This window comes from Corynebacterium senegalense, from assembly GCF_900411315.1.
GTDB lineage: Bacteria > Actinomycetota > Actinomycetes > Mycobacteriales > Mycobacteriaceae > Corynebacterium > Corynebacterium senegalense.
Genome location: NZ_LS990887.1, coordinates 24,496 through 40,117, shown reverse-complemented (window position 1 = coordinate 40,117; position 15,622 = coordinate 24,496). Strand labels below are relative to the sequence as shown.

16 protein-coding genes are annotated in these 15,622 nt (G+C 69.0%); 3 read left to right on the top strand and 13 right to left on the bottom strand.

Annotated elements, in window-relative coordinates:
* From recX to DYZ02_RS00180, 3 genes are all read right to left on the bottom strand, one after another.
* Nucleotides 1-600, bottom strand: a complete 600-nt coding sequence (gene recX / locus DYZ02_RS00190) for a recombination regulator RecX (RefSeq protein WP_115684465.1) — start codon at nucleotides 598-600, stop codon at nucleotides 1-3.
* 5 nt (nucleotides 601-605) lie between these two features.
* Entirely contained in the window at nucleotides 606-1,733 is a 1,128-nt protein-coding gene (gene recA / locus DYZ02_RS00185; protein WP_115684464.1) for a recombinase RecA, read from the bottom strand.
* A 231-nt stretch (nucleotides 1,734-1,964) separates the two neighbouring features.
* Nucleotides 1,965-2,180, bottom strand: coding sequence for a DUF3046 domain-containing protein (locus DYZ02_RS00180; RefSeq protein WP_115684463.1), 216 nt, complete (start codon nucleotides 2,178-2,180; stop codon nucleotides 1,965-1,967).
* 88 nt (nucleotides 2,181-2,268) lie between these two features.
* Between DYZ02_RS00180 and DYZ02_RS00175 the strand changes: the two genes are divergently transcribed.
* From DYZ02_RS00175 to DYZ02_RS00165, 3 genes are read left to right on the top strand one after another with little or no spacing between them, the layout of a single operon-like run.
* Nucleotides 2,269-2,856, top strand: a complete 588-nt coding sequence (locus tag DYZ02_RS00175) for a biotin transporter BioY (protein WP_115684462.1) — start codon at nucleotides 2,269-2,271, stop codon at nucleotides 2,854-2,856.
* A 1-nt stretch (nucleotide 2,857) separates the two neighbouring features.
* A complete protein-coding gene (locus DYZ02_RS00170; RefSeq protein ID WP_115684461.1) occupies nucleotides 2,858-3,562 on the top strand; it encodes an energy-coupling factor ABC transporter ATP-binding protein in 705 nt (234 codons plus the stop codon).
* The gene (locus DYZ02_RS00165; RefSeq protein WP_115684460.1) at nucleotides 3,559-4,173 is read left to right on the top strand and encodes an energy-coupling factor transporter transmembrane component T family protein; all 615 of its coding nucleotides are present in this window, start codon (nucleotides 3,559-3,561) and stop codon (nucleotides 4,171-4,173) included. Before DYZ02_RS00170 ends, DYZ02_RS00165 begins: the two co-directional genes overlap by 4 nt.
* A gap of 80 nt (nucleotides 4,174-4,253) precedes the next feature.
* Here DYZ02_RS00165 and DYZ02_RS00160 read toward each other — a convergent pair whose 3' ends face one another.
* From DYZ02_RS00160 to thyX, 10 genes are all read right to left on the bottom strand, one after another.
* On the bottom strand, nucleotides 4,254-5,105 hold the full coding sequence (locus tag DYZ02_RS00160) for a PspA/IM30 family protein (RefSeq protein WP_115684459.1): 852 nt from the start codon (nucleotides 5,103-5,105) through the stop codon (nucleotides 4,254-4,256).
* Nucleotides 5,106-5,164: 59 nt separating this feature from the next.
* Nucleotides 5,165-5,536, bottom strand: coding sequence for a helix-turn-helix domain-containing protein (locus DYZ02_RS00155; protein ID WP_115684458.1), 372 nt, complete (start codon nucleotides 5,534-5,536; stop codon nucleotides 5,165-5,167).
* Between the two features lie 8 nt (nucleotides 5,537-5,544).
* A complete protein-coding gene (locus DYZ02_RS00150) occupies nucleotides 5,545-6,102 on the bottom strand; it encodes a CinA family protein (protein ID WP_115684457.1) in 558 nt (185 codons plus the stop codon).
* Nucleotides 6,095-6,646: a CDP-diacylglycerol--glycerol-3-phosphate 3-phosphatidyltransferase gene (pgsA, locus tag DYZ02_RS00145; RefSeq protein ID WP_425450987.1), complete on the bottom strand. Its 552-nt coding sequence runs from the start codon at nucleotides 6,644-6,646 to the stop codon at nucleotides 6,095-6,097. Before pgsA ends, DYZ02_RS00150 begins: the two co-directional genes overlap by 8 nt.
* Nucleotides 6,647-6,670: 24 nt before the next feature.
* The gene (locus DYZ02_RS00140) at nucleotides 6,671-7,846 is read right to left on the bottom strand and encodes a TerC family protein (RefSeq protein WP_115684455.1); all 1,176 of its coding nucleotides are present in this window, start codon (nucleotides 7,844-7,846) and stop codon (nucleotides 6,671-6,673) included.
* 210 nt (nucleotides 7,847-8,056) lie between these two features.
* Complete coding sequence (locus DYZ02_RS00135) at nucleotides 8,057-11,089, bottom strand: DNA translocase FtsK (RefSeq protein WP_115684454.1); 3,033 nt, start codon at nucleotides 11,087-11,089, stop codon at nucleotides 8,057-8,059.
* Between the two features lie 78 nt (nucleotides 11,090-11,167).
* Nucleotides 11,168-11,800 carry a TIGR03085 family metal-binding protein gene (locus DYZ02_RS00130; protein WP_115686288.1) on the bottom strand — a complete coding sequence of 211 codons (633 nt, stop codon included), beginning with the start codon at nucleotides 11,798-11,800 and terminating at the stop codon, nucleotides 11,168-11,170.
* A gap of 40 nt (nucleotides 11,801-11,840) precedes the next feature.
* On the bottom strand, nucleotides 11,841-13,892 hold the full coding sequence (locus tag DYZ02_RS00125) for a ribonuclease J (protein WP_115684453.1): 2,052 nt from the start codon (nucleotides 13,890-13,892) through the stop codon (nucleotides 11,841-11,843).
* A gap of 2 nt (nucleotides 13,893-13,894) precedes the next feature.
* A complete protein-coding gene (gene dapA / locus DYZ02_RS00120) occupies nucleotides 13,895-14,803 on the bottom strand; it encodes a 4-hydroxy-tetrahydrodipicolinate synthase (protein WP_115684452.1) in 909 nt (302 codons plus the stop codon).
* 57 nt (nucleotides 14,804-14,860) lie between these two features.
* Nucleotides 14,861-15,616 (bottom strand): FAD-dependent thymidylate synthase, encoded by a 756-nt coding sequence (gene thyX / locus DYZ02_RS00115; RefSeq protein WP_425450986.1) that lies wholly within the window; start codon nucleotides 15,614-15,616, stop codon nucleotides 14,861-14,863.
* Between the last annotated feature and the right edge of the window lie 6 nt (nucleotides 15,617-15,622).

The following is a 15,622-nucleotide window of genomic DNA, read 5'->3' as shown; positions in this document are numbered from 1 at the left end:
TCAGTCGCCTCCGAGCTCCTCGATGCGCTGGTCGAGCACCTCGCGGCCGAGCCGCATGCTCATCCCCCCGACGTAGCCGCGCCGTGCCATGACCCCGACGATGCGGCGCAGGTGGGCGTCGTACTCGGCCCTGTCCGCGGGCGGCGCCTTCACGCCCCGGGCCTTCTTCTCGGCCACGGCGCGGGCGGTCGCCTCCTCGTCCTCGGCGCTGATCTGTTCCAGCGCCTCCGCGCGCTGCGGGGCTCCCACCCCCTTCGCCTGCAGCTCGAGGTCGAGCGCCTTGGCGGATTTCCCGCGGCGGGCGGCGCGCTGGCGGACCCATTCGCGGGCGAAGGCAGCGTCGTCCAGCAGCCCGGTGCGCTCGAGGTCGTCGAGGACGCGGTCGACGAGGGCGTCCTCGAACTCGGCGCGCAGGAGCCTCTCGCGGAGCTCCTGGCGCGAGCGGGCTCGCTGGTCCAGCAGCCCGAGCGCGCGCTTGCGCACAGGGGCCAGGGCTTCCTCGGCGGCGCGGTCGAACAGCGCCCCGCCGGCCTCGCCCGCCTCGTAGGCGTCCAGCGCCGCCTGGAGTCTCTGCAGCTTTTCCGGATCCGGGGCGGCCACGGTTCTTACTCGTCACCCCCGCCGACGAGATCGTCGTCCTCCTCGTCGAAGTCGATGTTGGGCACCATGTCCACGGGATCGTCCGTCAGCTCGTCGGACGCCGCCGCGTTGACGTAAGCGCCGACGCCGAGCTTCTGGAAGATCTTGTCCTCGATCTCATTGGCCACGTCCGGGTTTTCCTTCAGGAAGATGCGCGCTTTCTCCTTGCCCTGGCCGAGCTGGTCGCCCTCGTAGGTGAACCAGGAGCCGGACTTCTTCACCAGGCCGTTGTCCACGCCCATGTCGATGATGGAGGACTCGCGCGAGATGCCCTCGCCGTACATGATGTCGAACTCGGCGACCTTGAACGGCGGGGAGACCTTGTTCTTCACCACCTTGAGGCGGGTGCGGTTGCCGATGGAGTCCTGGCCGTCCTTCAGCGTCTGGATGCGCCGCACGTCGCAGCGCACCGAGGCGTAGAACTTTAGCGCCTTGCCGCCGGTGGTCGTTTCCGGGGAGCCGAACATGACGCCGATCTTCTCGCGCAGCTGGTTGATGAAGATGGCGGTGGTGCCCGAGTTGTAGAGCGCGCCGGTCATCTTGCGCAGCGCCTGGGACATCAGGCGGGCCTGGAGGCCGACGTGGGAGTCGCCCATCTCGCCCTCGATCTCCGCCTTCGGCGTCAGCGCCGCCACGGAGTCGATGACGATGATGTCAATCGCGCCCGAGCGCACCAGCATGTCGGCGATCTCGAGCGCCTGCTCGCCGGTGTCCGGCTGGGACACGAGCAGGTTGTCCGTGTCCACGCCGAGCTTGCGCGCGTAATCGGGGTCGAGCGCGTGCTCGGCGTCGATGAACGCCGCGATGCCGCCGGCGCGCTGGGCGGAGGCGATGGCGTGCAGCGCCACGGTCGTCTTACCGGAGGACTCCGGGCCGTAGATCTCCACGACGCGGCCGCGCGGCCAGCCGCCGATGCCCAGCGCGACGTCGATGGCGGTGTTGCCCGAGGAAATCGACTGGATGGGCGGGCGGTTCTCGTCACCCAGACGCATGATGGCGCCCTTGCCGAAGTCCTTCTCGATCATCGCCAGCGCCGCGTCGAGCGCGTTCTTCCGGTCCCCGCCGGCCGCGGCGGTCTTCTTCTTCGTAGCCATGGTTCTCCTCACATCTTTCGGGCATTTCTCGGGCGGGTCCGCGGGTCGCCGTGGATCGCGCCAGCCGTGTCGACACTGTCCGTCTACTTAGACTGGCAAAGTGGGGCGCACGGTTCCCTGCGCGCCTTGCACCGCTGCCGCCGGGATCGAATTCAAAGATATACGCCGCGCCGTCACCGGCTCGACAATACACGCAAAAACGTTCGAAATCATCCCGTGAGGGGCGGGCACTTACCACCCGGGCCTGTCGACGCCCAGACGGCGCTCCTCAGGGATGTCGTAGGCCTCGCACAGCCCCTCCCAGGCCTCCGCCGGGTCGACCCCACGTTCGATGAGCTCCTTCGCGGTCGCGCCGCGCCCGGGTAAGACCTGGGATTCCACGACCCACCCGGCCCGGGCGGGGCCGAACTCGTCCTCGACGCGTTGCTCAAACTCGGTCAGTCGCATGCGGCCAAATATACGCGCCGCCCGTTCCACAACGTTCTAGCCGACCGAAAAAGCGCCGCTTGAACACCGTTCAAGTAGAGTTTCCGCCATGACAACTCGATCCTCTTCCTCCGGAGCCGCCGCGCGCACCTCCGACCTCGCCTACGTCGCCGTTTTCGCCGCCCTCATCATTGCCCTCGGCTTCGTCGCCGTCCCCGTCGGTGTGGCCGGGGTGCCCATCCTCCTGCAGAACACCGCCGTGATCCTCGCCGCGCTCGTCCTCGGACCCCGCCGCGGCTTCTACGCCACCGGCCTGTTCCTGCTCATCGGCCTGTTCCTCCCCGTGCTCGCGGGCGGGCGCACCACCATCTTCGCCCTGGGCAGCCCGACGATCGGCTACGTACTGAGCTACCTGGTCGCCGTGCCCGTGGCCGGGGTGATCGCCGCCCGGGTCGTCGATAAGCCGAAGGCCGTGAAGGCGGCGCTGTTCGCTGTGGCCGGCTACCTCGGCCTCGCCATCGAGTACGTGATGGGCGCGATCGGGCTGATGTTCCGCGCCGACCTCGACGCCGCGGGTGCCGCGAAGGCGCAGCTGCCGTTCATCCCCACGGACGCGATCGAGATGGCCGTGATGGTCGCCATCGCCATCGGCGTGCACACCGCCTTCCCGCATCTGCTGCGCAAGGAATCGCGCTAGAGTGCCCGCCATCACCTTCGCGGGTGCGGGCGTGACCTACGAGGGCACGACGGTCCTCTCCCCGCTCGACCTGGAGCTGCGGGAGCGCCGCATCGGCATCATCGGTTCGAACGGTTCGGGCAAATCGACGCTGGTCAGGATGATCAACGGCCTCGTCGAGCCGACCGAGGGCACGGTGCTTTACGACGGCACCTCCCCCGCCTCCGACGGCAGAGCCGTCCGCCGCCGCGTCGGGTTCGTTTTCTCGGACGCGGAGTCGCAGATCGTCATGCCCCGCGTGGCCGACGACGTCGCGTTCTCGCTGCGCCGCTTCAAGCTCCCCCGCGCGGAGGTCCGTGCCCGCGTCGAGGCTGTCCTGGAACGTTTCGGGCTGGCGGATCGCGCGGAGAACTCCCCCCACACCCTCTCCGGCGGCGAGAAGCAGCTCCTCGCGCTGGCCGCGGTCCTGGTCATCGAGCCGGACACCGTCATCGCCGACGAGCCCACCACGCTTCTCGACCTGCGCAACCGCCGCCGCATCATCCGCGAGCTCGACAGCCTGGAGCAGCAGCTCATTGTGGTCACCCACGACCTCGAGATGCTGCGCGGCTTCGACCGCGTCCTCTGCCTCAACCGGGGCACACTGCTTTACGACGGCACTCCCGACGCCGCCATCGACACCTACCTGCGCCTGATGGACGACCCGATGGACGGGGAGCCACTGTGATCCGCGAGGTTCCTCTCGGCGTCTACGTCCCCGGCACCACCGCGGTCCACCGTGCCGCACCGACGGCGAAGTTCGTCGCCCTCCTGGTGTTCATCCTCACGGTGACGGTCCTGCCAACTCGGCCGTGGCACGGCGCGTGCGCCCTGGTCTTCGTCGTGCTGCTGTACGCCCTGGCCCGCATCCCCGCGGGCGTCGCCGCGCGGCAGCTCGGCCCGGTCGCTCCCCTCATCGCGCTGCTCGGGGCGTACCTGTGGTGGCAGAACGGGCTGCCGCGGGCCTCGACGACGACGCTGGGGCTGCTCGCAACCCTCGCCGCGGCCAACCTTCTGACGCTCACAACGACCGTCGAGGAGCTGCTCGAGGCCCTCGAGCGCAACATGGCGCCGCTGGCCCGCATCGGCGTGCCCGTGGAGACGATCAGCCTCGCCATCGCCCTGACCATCCGCCTTATCCCCCTGATGTTCGCCACCGTCGACGAGGTGCTGCAGGCCCGAAAGGCGCGGGGCGCGGGTCTCTCGCTCGCGGCCTTCGGCACGCCGGTGGTGATCCGCTCCGTCAAGCGGGCCCAGTCGGTCGGCGAGGCGCTCATGGCGCGCGGGGCCGGCGACTAGCGAACACCCCCGAAAGAGAAATGCACCCGGGCGGATAACGCCCGGGTGCAGTCGTGTCGCGGTGTGTGAGTAGAGGGGGACTACTCGCCGCGCAGCTCGCGCATGCGCTGCGCGACGGCGTCGCTGGAGACGTCGGTGCCGGCAGCGGGGGCCTCGGCGGCGTTGGAGGAGGTGTCCTCGCCCTTCTCGATGGCCGGCTTCGCCCCGGAGGTGAGCTCCCCGGCCATCTCGGCGCGGATCTGCTCGAGGCGGCCGTGGCCGGCCATCTGGATGCCCGCCTGCTCGACCTCGGCCATGCGGCCCTGGATGGAGTTCTGCGCGAGCTCGGCCTGGCCGAGAGCATTGGCGTAGCGGCGCTCGATCTTCTCGCGCACCTGGTCCAGGTTCGGGGTGCCGGAGGTGATCGCGTTCATCGACTGCATGGTCTCGGAGACCTTCTCCTGCATCTTCGCCTGCTCCAGCTGGGAGAGCAGCTTGGAGCGCTCGGCCACCTGCTGCTGCAGGTGCGCGGCGTTGCGCTCGACCGCCTGCTTGGCCTGGGCGGCCTGCTGCAGGGCCTGGTCGTGGAGGTTCTTGGTGTCCTCGATGGACTGCTCGGCGGTGACGAGCTGAGCCGCGAAAGCCTCGGCGGCGTTCTCGTACTCCTGCGCCTTCTGGGCATCACCCTCGCCGCGGGCCTTGTCGGCGAGCTGCAGCGCCTGGCGGGTGTTGGCCTGGAGCTTCTCCACCTCCTCGAGGCGGCGGTTGAGCTGCATCTCAAGCTGGCGCTGGTTGCCGATCACGGCGGCGGCCTGCTGGGACAGCGCCTGGTGCTGGCGCTGCGCCTCGCTGATGGCCTGCTCGATCTGGATCTTCGGGTCGGCGTTCTCCTCGATCTTGCTGTCGAAAAGTGCCATCAGGTAGTTCCAGAACTTGGAAAATGGGTTAGCCATGTCGAGGTGTCGCCTTTCGTGGTGTTTTGTCAGTAACCGCTAGCCAATCCTAGTCACAGCTAGGCTTCCGCGGCGGCCGGAGCAGCGTGTTCCAGCTCATCGGCAATGGAGTGGAGGGAGAGGTTCGAGACTGCGTCGAGGAGCACCTCCGCGACCGTGGTGTCCAGGGCCTCGCAGATCGACTGCAGCAGCTCGGAGGACACCTCCTTGCGGCCGCGCTCGAGCTCCGACAGGTAACCGGAAGACACGCGCGCCTGGGCTGCGAGGTTGCGCAGGGTGACCCCCTTGTCCGCCCGGTAGGCGCGCAGGGACATGCCCAGCGCCTCGCGCAGGAGGGTCTCACGTTGCGCCGTGCGGCGCACCCCACGGGGCGCGCTCACCGGGCGGTGCGGGGCTACCGGGTGATCGAGGAGAAGAGTTGTCGTTGCCATCAGAAGCGTCAACGATCCTCAGACTGCTTTTGTTCCCGCACCCCGGTCAGCGCTCCCACAAGGGCGGCCTCCACGGCCGAGGCGCGGATGGCGGCCCTGTCCCCCGCCAATACTCGCACCGGCTCGGGAGCGCCCGGCACCAGCGCGAATCGCCCGCGGGAGTGCTCGACGAGCTCCGCAGCCGCCGACGATGCCGTCCACAGCGGCCCCGCCAGGCCGACCCAGACCTCGCCGACCTGGTGCCCGTCTTGCGGGTCCGGGCCCGCCACGCCGGTGATCGCGACGGCCCAGTCCGCGCCGCACACCTTTCGCGCGCCGCGCGCCATCTCCCGCGCGGTGACGGGAGAAACCGGCCCGTGCTCGGCGAGCACCTCCGCAGGAACGTGGGCGAGGGTTTCCTTCAGGTCGGTCGCGTACGTCACCAGGCCACCGCGCAGCACGTCGGAAGCGCCGGCGACCTCGGCGAGGGTCGCGGCGGCCAGGCCAGCCGTCAGGGACTCGCAGAAGCAGATGGTCTGGTTGCGCCGGCGGAGGGCGTCGATAAGCGAAGAAGCGAGCTCAGACATTGGCTTTCCTTGCGTCGAGGAGGTACTGGATTCCGGTGATGACGGTCACCGCGACGGCGACGAGCATGACCAGCAGAGTCGGCACGTCCATCCACCCCGGCAGCGGGCACAGGTAGAGCGCCACGCCGAGAGACTGCAGGACCGTCTTGAGCTTGCCGCCCTTCGAGGCCGGCACGACCTTGCCGCGGCGAAGCATCCACATCCGCCACAGCGTGATGCCGAGTTCGCGCACCACGATGACCACCGTGATCCACACCGGCAGCGTGGAGGCGATGTTCAGCGTGACCAGCGCCGTGATCATCAGCGCCTTGTCCGCGATCGGGTCGGCGATCTTGCCGAAGTCCGTCACCAGGCCTCTCGCTCGGGCAATGTCGCCGTCGAGCTTGTCCGTGGCCATGAGCACGGCGAACAAGCCGAAAGCCCACCACCAGTGGTGAGCCAGCACAAGCCAGGCGAAAACAGGGACGAAGAGAATGCGCAGCGACGTCAGAACATTGGGCAGGTTCCAGTTCGACGGTGTCGCAGCGGGGGTCGGAGTGCTCACGTCTCCAATGTACCTACCGCCGCGCTACTTCTTCCCGCCTCCCCGGGAGACGTCGAGGTGCTCCGTGTCGCGCGACCCGGTGGCGGTATGGTCGCCGCGGCCGGAGGTGGCCGGGTCGTCGATCCATTCTAGGTGGTTGCCGTGGCTGTCCACCTTGCGGCGGTTGCCGTGGTCGTCGTAGTCGATGTGCCAGCTCGGGCCGCCGGTTTCGCGGCGCCCGGCCGCGATGTCGATGCGGCCCTTGATCAGGGAGGCGATGACGGTGAGCGCGAGCACGCCGACGATCACGGCGAGCGACAGGACTGTGCTGACCTCGGGCACGTGGACGTTCTCCCCGCCGTTGATGAAGGGCAGGTTGTTCTCGTGCAGGGCGTGCAGCAGGAGCTTGACACCGATGAAGCCGAGGATGATGCCCAGGCCGTAGGGCAGGTAGACGATGCGGTCGAGAAGCCCGGAGAGCAGGAAGAACATCTGGCGCAGGCCCATCAGGGCGAAGGCATTGGCGGTGAAGACGATGAACGCCTCGGAGGTGATGCCGTAGATCGCGGGGATGGAGTCGAAGGCGAACATGACGTCGATGAAGCCGATCGCCAGCAGCGCCACGAACAGCGGCGTCGCGGCCCGCTTGCCGGCCTTCGTCCGCGAGAACAGCTTGTCGCCGTGGTAGGACTTCGTCACCGGGATGACCTTGCGCAGGGCCTTGACCACCGCCATGTCGTTCGGGTCGGACTCGGGCTGGTCCGTCGCCTCGTCCCAGAGCAGCTTGATCGCCGTGTACAGCAGGAAGATGGCGAAGAGGTAGAACACGTCCGACCAGGCCTGGATGATCGCCGCGCCGAGCAGGATGAACACCAGTCGGCACACCAGGGCGATGATGATGCCGAGCAGGAGTACCTTCTGCTGGTACTTCCGGGGGATGCGGAACGAGCCCATGATGAGCGCGAAGACGAACAGGTTGTCCACCGACAGCGCCAGCTCGGTGATGTAGCCGGTGAAGTACTGCACGCCGTGCTCGGTGTCCCACAGCCACCAGATCACGCCGCCGCACACGGCGGACATGGCCATGTAGAAGACCGTCCAGAAGCCCGCCTCCTTCAGCGATGGCTCGTGGGCCTGGCGGACGTGGGTGGCGAAGTCGAAGACGAAAAATCCGAGGATGACGGCGCCTGCGACCGCCCAGATCCAAAAGGGAACGTCCATGAAAAGAACCTCCGGTCAAAAAGGGGATGCTGACATGACCGGAGGTCTCCCCCACCCCACCGTTCGGCGGGGCCGCCCGGGCCGGGGCTCTCGCGAGCGCCGTGCTGACGGCCCGTGGCGTTTTCGGGGTACTCCCCTCCAATGCGTGTGCCAGCCTACAGCACGCGGGCACGCACGCTTGGCGACGCCCCTCCCGGCACCCAAGCGGGCCTAGAACGCCCCGCCGGTCGGGTTGTAGGTCGCCTCGACGACGCTGGTGTTGTCCCCGGTGGCGCCGCCGTTGTCGTCGTCAAGCGCGTCCTTGGGGGCCTCGGCGGGGTCCGCGCCCTTGATCATCCAGATGATCGTGTCGAGCTCGTCGGGCTTGACCAGCACCTCGCGGGCCTTCGAGCCCTCGGAGGGGCCGACGACGCCGCGCGACTCCATGAGGTCCATCAGACGGCCCGCCTTGGCGAAGCCGATGCGCAGCTTGCGCTGCAGCATGGAGGTCGAACCGAGCTGGGAGGTAACCACGAGCTCGACGGCCTCGAGCAGGTCGTCCATGTCCTTGCCGATGTCGTCGTCGATGACCTTGCTCTCGGCGGACTTGTCCTCGGTGACGCCCTCGACGTAGTCGGGCTCGTCCTGCGCCTTCGCCGCCTCGACGACGGCCTGGATCTCCTCATCGGTGACGAAGGCGCCCTGCAGCCGCTGCGGCTTGCCCGCGCCCTGCGGGATGAACAGGCCGTCACCCATGCCGATGAGCTTCTCGGCGCCGGCTTGGTCGAGGATGACGCGCGAGTCCGTCAGCGAGGACGTGGCGAAGGCCAGGCGCGACGGCACGTTCGTCTTGATCAGGCCGGTGACCACATCGACGGACGGGCGCTGCGTGGCGAGCACCAGGTGGATGCCGGCGGCGCGCGCCTTCTGGGTGATGCGCACGATCGACTCCTCGATCTCCTTCGGCGCCGTCATCATGAGGTCGGCGAGCTCGTCGACGACACAGACGATGAAGGGGTACGGGCGCATCTCGCGCTCCGAACCGGGGGGCGCCTGCAGCTCGCCGGAGCGGACCTTGCGGTTGAAGTCCTTGATGTGGCGCACGCGCGCGGACTTCATGTCCATGTAGCGCTGCTCCATCTCCTCCACGAGCCACTGCAGCGCGGCGGCCGCCTTCTTCGGCTGCGTGATGATGGGGGTGATGAGGTGCGGGATGCCCTCGTACGGAGTCAGCTCCACCATCTTCGGGTCGATGAGGATGAGGCGCACCTCCTCGGGAGTGGCGCGCGTCAGCAGCGAGATGAGCAGGGAGTTGACGAAGGCCGACTTACCCGAGCCGGTGGAGCCGGCGACGAGGAGGTGCGGCATCTTCTGCACGCTGGAGGCGATGAACTCGCCCTCGATGTCCTTGCCCAGGCCGATGAGCATGGGGTCGTGGTCGGCGGCCACCTTGGGCGCGTCGAGGACGTCGCGAAGCCGCACCATCTCGCGATCCATGTTCGGCACCTCGATGCCCACGGCCGACTTGCCCGGGATCGGGGTGAGCAGGCGCACGTTGTCGGTGGCCACGGCGTAGGCGAGGTTGGACTGTAGGTTGGTGATCTTCGAGACCTTCACGCCCGGGCCCAGCTCGACCTCGTAGCGGGTCACTGTCGGGCCGCGCGAGAAGCCCGTCACCTGGGCGTCGACCTTGAACTCGTCGAAGACGTCGGTGATCGCCTCGATCATCCGGTCGTTGGCCTCGGTGCGCGTCTTCGGCGCGGCGCCGGGCACGAGCAGGTCGGTCGAGGGCACGTCGTAGTCCGAGCGCGTCTCGGGCGTACGGGGGGCGGGCGCCGGCACGTCCTTGTCCAGCTCGGATTTCGGGGTGGTCGCGGGGATTGCCGAGGCGTCGATGCCGCTGCGGGCGATGATCGCCTGGCGCATCGACTCGCGCGACTGCTCCACGGCGTCCGCCGCCGCTTCACGACGCCCCTCCGGGCGCCGCAGGACCTTCGTTGCGTTCTCATCCGCTTCCTCGACGTGCTCCGGTCCGTCAACGTCCGGGGCGACAGGGGTGGGCGCAGCGGAGCGCGCCTCCTCCCCTGCCCCGGCGGGCTCGTCGAAGAGGTTGGCGGTGCGGTCGCGGCGCCGCCCGAGGATCCGCGTCGATCCCACCTCCGGGGCCGCAGCGTCTGCGGCGTCCCCGCGGGACTCCTCGCGCGCGGGGTAGTTGTCCATCGGGGTACGGCGCCGCGGCGCCGGGCGCACCCTTTCGGTGTGGCGGCTCGGGGTGGCGACTCTGCTGACCGGGGCGCGGAGCTCGCGGCCCGCGGCGATGGAGTCGAGCTCCCCGTCCACGCCTTCGTACGGATCGTCGCTGTCCTCCGGGTCCGGGGTGTCGCCGGAGCCAAAGGCGGAGCGCAGGGCCGCCGCCGTGTAGTCGTAGGCTTCCCGCACGGTGATCCCCGTGGTCTTCAGGGCCCCGTACACGATGACGAGGGCGAGCAGCGGCACCGCGACGTAGGAGGAGAAACCAGCCGCGAGGCTCCCGCCGAGCAGAGCTCCGATCGCGCCGCCGGCGACCTTGCGGCCCTCCCAGTCCGCGGGGTTGCCCGCCAGGACGTGCACGAGGCCGAGCATGCCGACGGCGATGATGGCGATGCCCACGCAGACGCGGGTGCGCACCGCCGGGTCGTGCCGCACGTCCAGCATGAGGGCGACCGCCGCCGCGACGAGCGCCACCGGCAGAATCAGAGCGCCTGCACCGATGACCCAGTGCACGCCCTCCCCGATCACGTGGCCGACGGGGCCCGCGATATTGAGCCACACGGACGCGCCGATGACCGCCGCCAGCCCGATGATGAGCAGGCCCCACAGGTCCGCCCGGTTGGTCGGCTCACCGGCCTCCCGGGGTTCGTCCGTTTCCTCGTGCGTCGCCCGCGTGTCCACGTCCTCCTTGAAAAAATCATCCATGTCATCGTCGCGCTCGTCCGTACGCTCCGGTCCCCCGGCCCTGCGCCGGCCCCCGAACAGTGAGGCCACCGAGCGCACCCCCCGCGCAGTCCCTCGCGCGGCAGCGCCGAGGGAGTCCCCCACCACGCGGTAGGCCGAGCCCACGCGCTCCTCGGAGGTCTCCGCCGCGACCATCGTCGAGGTGGGCGGGTGCGTCATCGAGGACGGGCCGCCGTGCCACGACGTGGTGGGGCGCCCGGCACGTTCCCGGCCGCGGGGGCCAGACGGCGGGCGCCCGGAGGTGCGGTGCGCGGAGTTTTTGACAGACATGGTTGTAACACTAGTACCTTCCGCCCCGTATCCCACACGCGCCACACCGTCGGGAGGCCGAGAACCTCTTCCCCGCGTCTAGACCCTCAGCTTGACTTCCGCCTTCTTTACGAGCTCCCCGGGCCCCTTCACCCGCACCTCGACGGCCTTCCGGCCGGAGATCCACAGCAGCAGCTCGCCGGGCTCGCCGGCAACGCGCACGACGTCATCTCCGCGCTCCGCCACCGCGCGCGCCCCGCCGACGGTCACCGGAGGCAGCGCCGGCGGCGTCAGGATCACGGGCACACCCACGCCGCGCAGCGTCATCTTCCCCATCATCGCGGCCGCGCCCAGCAGCTGCTTGTCGACGACACCGCTAAACCGCCTCGGCCGAGCCACCCCGTCCCCGCGGCGGACGTCTTCGTGGTGGATGAAGTTCTCCGCGGTGTTCATCGCGGAGTCCACTGGGCGCAGCGGCAGCGGCGGACCCGCCGCCCACGCCCGGACCAGCTCGCCGTAGGGTCGCGCCTTTTGCTTCCGCGTCTCCTTCTCCAGCACGCCCGACAGCGGCGGCGCGAAAATGCCGAGCGCGGCGGCCGGCCGGTTCTCGCGGATGAAGAGGTGGGCGGCGAGATCGCGGGTCAGCCAGCCTTCGCACAGGGTCGGGGCGTCGGGTCCGACGTCGAGAAGCAATTGCGCGAGACGCTGGCGTTCTGTTTGAGCAAAAGACATGGGCCCCAGCATAACGCCGGGGCCCATTATCTCGCCGTGGTTAGAGGGACTCGCGGGAGGCGGCGACGTCCTCGTCGTCGACCGGCGCGTTGTCCGCGGCCATCGGGACGACGGTCGGCAGGATCACCGGCTCGCGCTTGTACTTCTGCTGGATCGCGCGCGAGACCTTGCGGCGCAGCTGCTGGACCATGCGGTAGGGGTCGTTCTCCCCTTCCGCGGCGAGGTCGCCCATGACCGTCTCCACGCCCTCGACGACCTTCTTGTTGAAGTCGCGGTCGTCCTCCGAGAAACCGGTGGTGGACACGCGCGGGGCCTCCAGGAGGCGGCCGGTGCGGTCGTCGATGACGCAGGTGATCGAGACGACGCCGCCCGAGGCCAGGCTCGTGCGGTCGGCGAGCACGTCGGGGTCGACGTCACCCATCGTCTCGCCGTCGACGTAGAGCTGGCCCACCTGGTACTGGCCGACAACCTTGATCTTGCCGTCGATCATGTCCACCACGACGCCGTTCTGCGCCAGCGCCGTGTTCTCGGGCTTGACGCCCGTGGAGATGGCCAGCTCCTTGTTGGCGCGCATGTGGCGCCACTCGCCGTGGACCGGCATGGCGTTGCGCGGGCGCGCCGCGTTGTAGAGGAAGAGCAGCTCGCCGGCGTAGCCGTGGCCGGAGGCGTGCACGTGCGCGTCTGCGTTGGTGACCACCTCGGCCCCGATCTGCGCGAGGTTGTTGATCACGGCGAACACCGCCTCCTCGTTGCCCGGGATGAGCGAGGAGGACAGGATGATCAGGTCGCCGTCGCGCACCGTGATCTGCCGGTGCTCGCGGCGCGACATGCGCGACAGCGCCGCCATCGGCTCGCCCTGGGTGCCCGTGGTGATGAGCAGCACCTTGTGCGGCGCCATCTTCGCGGCCTCCTCGATCGGCACGATCGTGCCCTTCGGGGCCTTCAGCAGGCTCATCTTCTCCGCGATCTCCATGTTGCGGATCATCGAGCGGCCGTTGAACGCCACCTTGCGGCCGTTGGCCACGGCGGCGTTGACCGCCATCTGCACACGCGAGACGTTCGACGCGAAGGAGGCGATGATCACGCGCTGCTTCGCCCGGGCGACCAGCCGCGTCAGCGTCTCCTCGATGCCCGCCTCGGACACCGAGATGCCCGGGACGGTCGCGTTCGTGGAGTCGCACATGAACAGGTCGACGCCCTCATCGCCGAAGCGGGACAGGGCGGGCAGGTCGGTCGGCTTGCCGTCGTAAGGCGTCTGGTCGAGCTTGATGTCGCCCGTCATGACAACGTGGCCGGCACCCGTCTTGATGGACACGCCCAGGCACTCCGGGATGGAGTGGTTGACGTGCCAGAAGCGCAGGCGGAACGGGCCGAGGTTGACCTCGGAGTCCTTGTTCACCTCGTGCAGCTTCGGGCGCTGGCGGTGCTCCTGCGTCTTCGCCGAGATCAGGGCGTTGGTGAAGCGCGAGGAGTAGATCGGGATGTCCGGGCGCAGCTTCAGCAGCCACGGGATCGCGCCGATGTGGTCCTCGTGGCCGTGCGTGACCACGAGCGCCTCGACCTTGTCCAGGCGGTTCTCGATCGGGCCGAAGTCGGGCAGGACGAGGTCCACGCCCGGCTCGCCGGAGTTCGGGAAGAGCACGCCGCAGTCGACAATGAGGAGTCGGCCGTTGTACTCGAACACGGTCATGTTGCGGCCGATCTCGGAGATGCCGCCGAGCGCGTAGATGCGCAGGCCGTTCTGCGGGGCCTTCGGCGGCGCCGGCAGGCGCTTGGTCAGGTCCGCGCCCTGCATCGACTTCATCGGGTTGCGGCGGTTGCCACCACCGTTTCCGCCGTTGCCGCCGTTACCACGGCCCCGGCCGCGCCCGCGACGGCCGCGGGAGGAGCGGTTGCCCCCGTTGCCGCGCTCACCGTCGGAGTCGTGCGCGCCGTCGCGGCGCTTGGACTGGCCGCCCTCCGACTCGGAACCGGAACGGCTCTCTCGGGCGGGCTCTCTGTCCGGGGCCTGGAAGACCGGCTGCTGGTCGGCGGGCTCGGGCGGGCCAGCCTTGCGAGTTACCTTGCGCGTCCGGTTTCGGGGTTCATTCATACTTAAAGGACTCCAGCCTTTTCCATGTCTCTACGGAGATCCTCGATCTGCGCCTCGGTCGCGGGAACGACCGGCAGTCGGGGGTCTCCAACGTCAATGCCCTGCAGGCGCAGGGCAGCCTTTGCAAAAGTTGCACCACCGAGGATTGCCTGCTGGCGAGCCAGCACATCGATGGTCGTGGCGTTGATTTCCCGCGTGCGGGCGAGGTCGCCTTCCTCGAAGCTTGTAACCATTTCTCGCAGCAGACGCGGCGCGGCATGGCCGACAACGGAGATAACACCCGTGGCGCCAACGGACAGCCACGGCACGTTGAGCGGATCGTCGCCAGAATACCAGGCCAGGCCGGTCTCGTGAATCAGCGGGGCAGCCTGGAAGAAGTTGCCCTTCGCATCCTTGAGGCCCTGGATCGTGGGGATGGTGGCCAGCTCGCGGATCGTCGCGGCCTCCACCGGGATGCCCGAGCGGCCCGGGATGTCGTACAGGCAGATCGGCAGATCGGTCGCGGCGGCGACCTCGCGGTAGTGCGCGACCAGGCCCGCCTGGGAGGGCTTGGAGTAGTACGGGGTAACCACGAGCAGCGCGTCCGCCCCGGCGTCGCGCGATGCCTTGGCCAGCTCCACCGAGGTGCGGGTGTTGTTCGTTCCCGCCCCGGCGACGAGGATCGCCCGGTCGCCGACCTCCTCCTTCACAGCCTCGAGCAGCGCGATCTTCTCTGCCGGGGTGGTCGTCGGCGACTCGCCGGTGGTGCCGGCGAGCACGAGCGAGTCGACCCCGTTGTCTACGAGGTGGGCAGCCAACTTTCGCCCCGCGTCCAGATCCAGCTCGCCCCGGGAATCGAAGGGAGTGACCATCGCGACAGAGACGGTGCCGAAAATCTCAGCACCAGTGTTAGCTTTCGTTGAAGTGCCCATAGGCAGATAGGTTACCCGCTCGCCGGGGCGGCCGTGCCACCAGCGCGCCGTATGCGGTCACTGGATGTAAGGGGTGGTGGCCATTTTCGTGCCGTCGGCCAGCTCGCTGACGAGGAAGTCATCGAAAAGCGTCGGCGCCGTGCCGCGCAGCAGCTCCAGGCAGGCGATCGCCAGTCCCCGGATCTCCACGTCGGCGTGCTCAGAGGCTCGCGCGGCGATGAACTCGCGCCACGCCCGGTAGTTGCCTGTGACCACGAAGCGCGTCTCCGTGGCATTCGGCAGGATCGCGCGCGCCGCCTGGCGGGCCTTCTTGCTCCGCAGCAGCGAGTTCTGCTCGCCCGCCGGGTCCTCTTCCAGGGCCCTGAGCAGCTCCGTGTAGACGAAGCGGGACTCGTCGACCGCGCGGAGGAACAGCTGGCGCAGCTCCGGGTCCGCGGCGATCGCGGGCGGGACCACGACCTCGCTCGCGCCGTTGTGGACGTAGCGCTGGCTGAGCTGCGAAAACGAGAGGTGGCGGTGGCGCAGCAGCTCGTTTCCCGCGGCCCGCGACAGTCCCCGCACGTAGAGGGTCGCCGTCGCGTGCTCGAGGAGGGCGTCGTGGCCGACGTCGATGATGTGGTGCAGGTAGGCCTCGTTGGTCGCCGTGTGCGGGTTGGGCCGGTCGAAGGTTTCGTAGCAGGCCCGCCCGGCGAACTCCACGATGGACTCGGCGTCCGTCGCCGCCGCGTCGGCCTCCCACCCGACACCGGCGGGGGGCGTGAAGCTGGTCGCGGCGATGAGCTGGACGTCGAGGCTGGACTCCCTGGATTCCACGGCCAC

Coding starts and splice junctions, on each gene's coding strand:
- recA (WP_115684464.1), bottom strand. CDS start 1,733: ATGGCTACGAAGAAGAAGACCGCCGCGGCCGGCGGGGACCGGAAGAAC.
- DYZ02_RS00180 (WP_115684463.1), bottom strand. CDS start 2,180: ATGCGACTGACCGAGTTTGAGCAACGCGTCGAGGACGAGTTCGGCCCC.
- DYZ02_RS00175 (WP_115684462.1), top strand. CDS start 2,269: ATGACAACTCGATCCTCTTCCTCCGGAGCCGCCGCGCGCACCTCCGAC.
- DYZ02_RS00160 (WP_115684459.1), bottom strand. CDS start 5,105: ATGGCTAACCCATTTTCCAAGTTCTGGAACTACCTGATGGCACTTTTC.
- DYZ02_RS00155 (WP_115684458.1), bottom strand. CDS start 5,536: ATGGCAACGACAACTCTTCTCCTCGATCACCCGGTAGCCCCGCACCGC.
- DYZ02_RS00150 (WP_115684457.1), bottom strand. CDS start 6,102: ATGTCTGAGCTCGCTTCTTCGCTTATCGACGCCCTCCGCCGGCGCAAC.
- DYZ02_RS00140 (WP_115684455.1), bottom strand. CDS start 7,846: ATGGACGTTCCCTTTTGGATCTGGGCGGTCGCAGGCGCCGTCATCCTC.
- DYZ02_RS00135 (WP_115684454.1), bottom strand. CDS start 11,089: ATGTCTGTCAAAAACTCCGCGCACCGCACCTCCGGGCGCCCGCCGTCT.
- DYZ02_RS00130 (WP_115686288.1), bottom strand. CDS start 11,800: ATGTCTTTTGCTCAAACAGAACGCCAGCGTCTCGCGCAATTGCTTCTC.
- DYZ02_RS00125 (WP_115684453.1), bottom strand. CDS start 13,892: ATGAATGAACCCCGAAACCGGACGCGCAAGGTAACTCGCAAGGCTGGC.
- dapA (WP_115684452.1), bottom strand. CDS start 14,803: ATGGGCACTTCAACGAAAGCTAACACTGGTGCTGAGATTTTCGGCACC.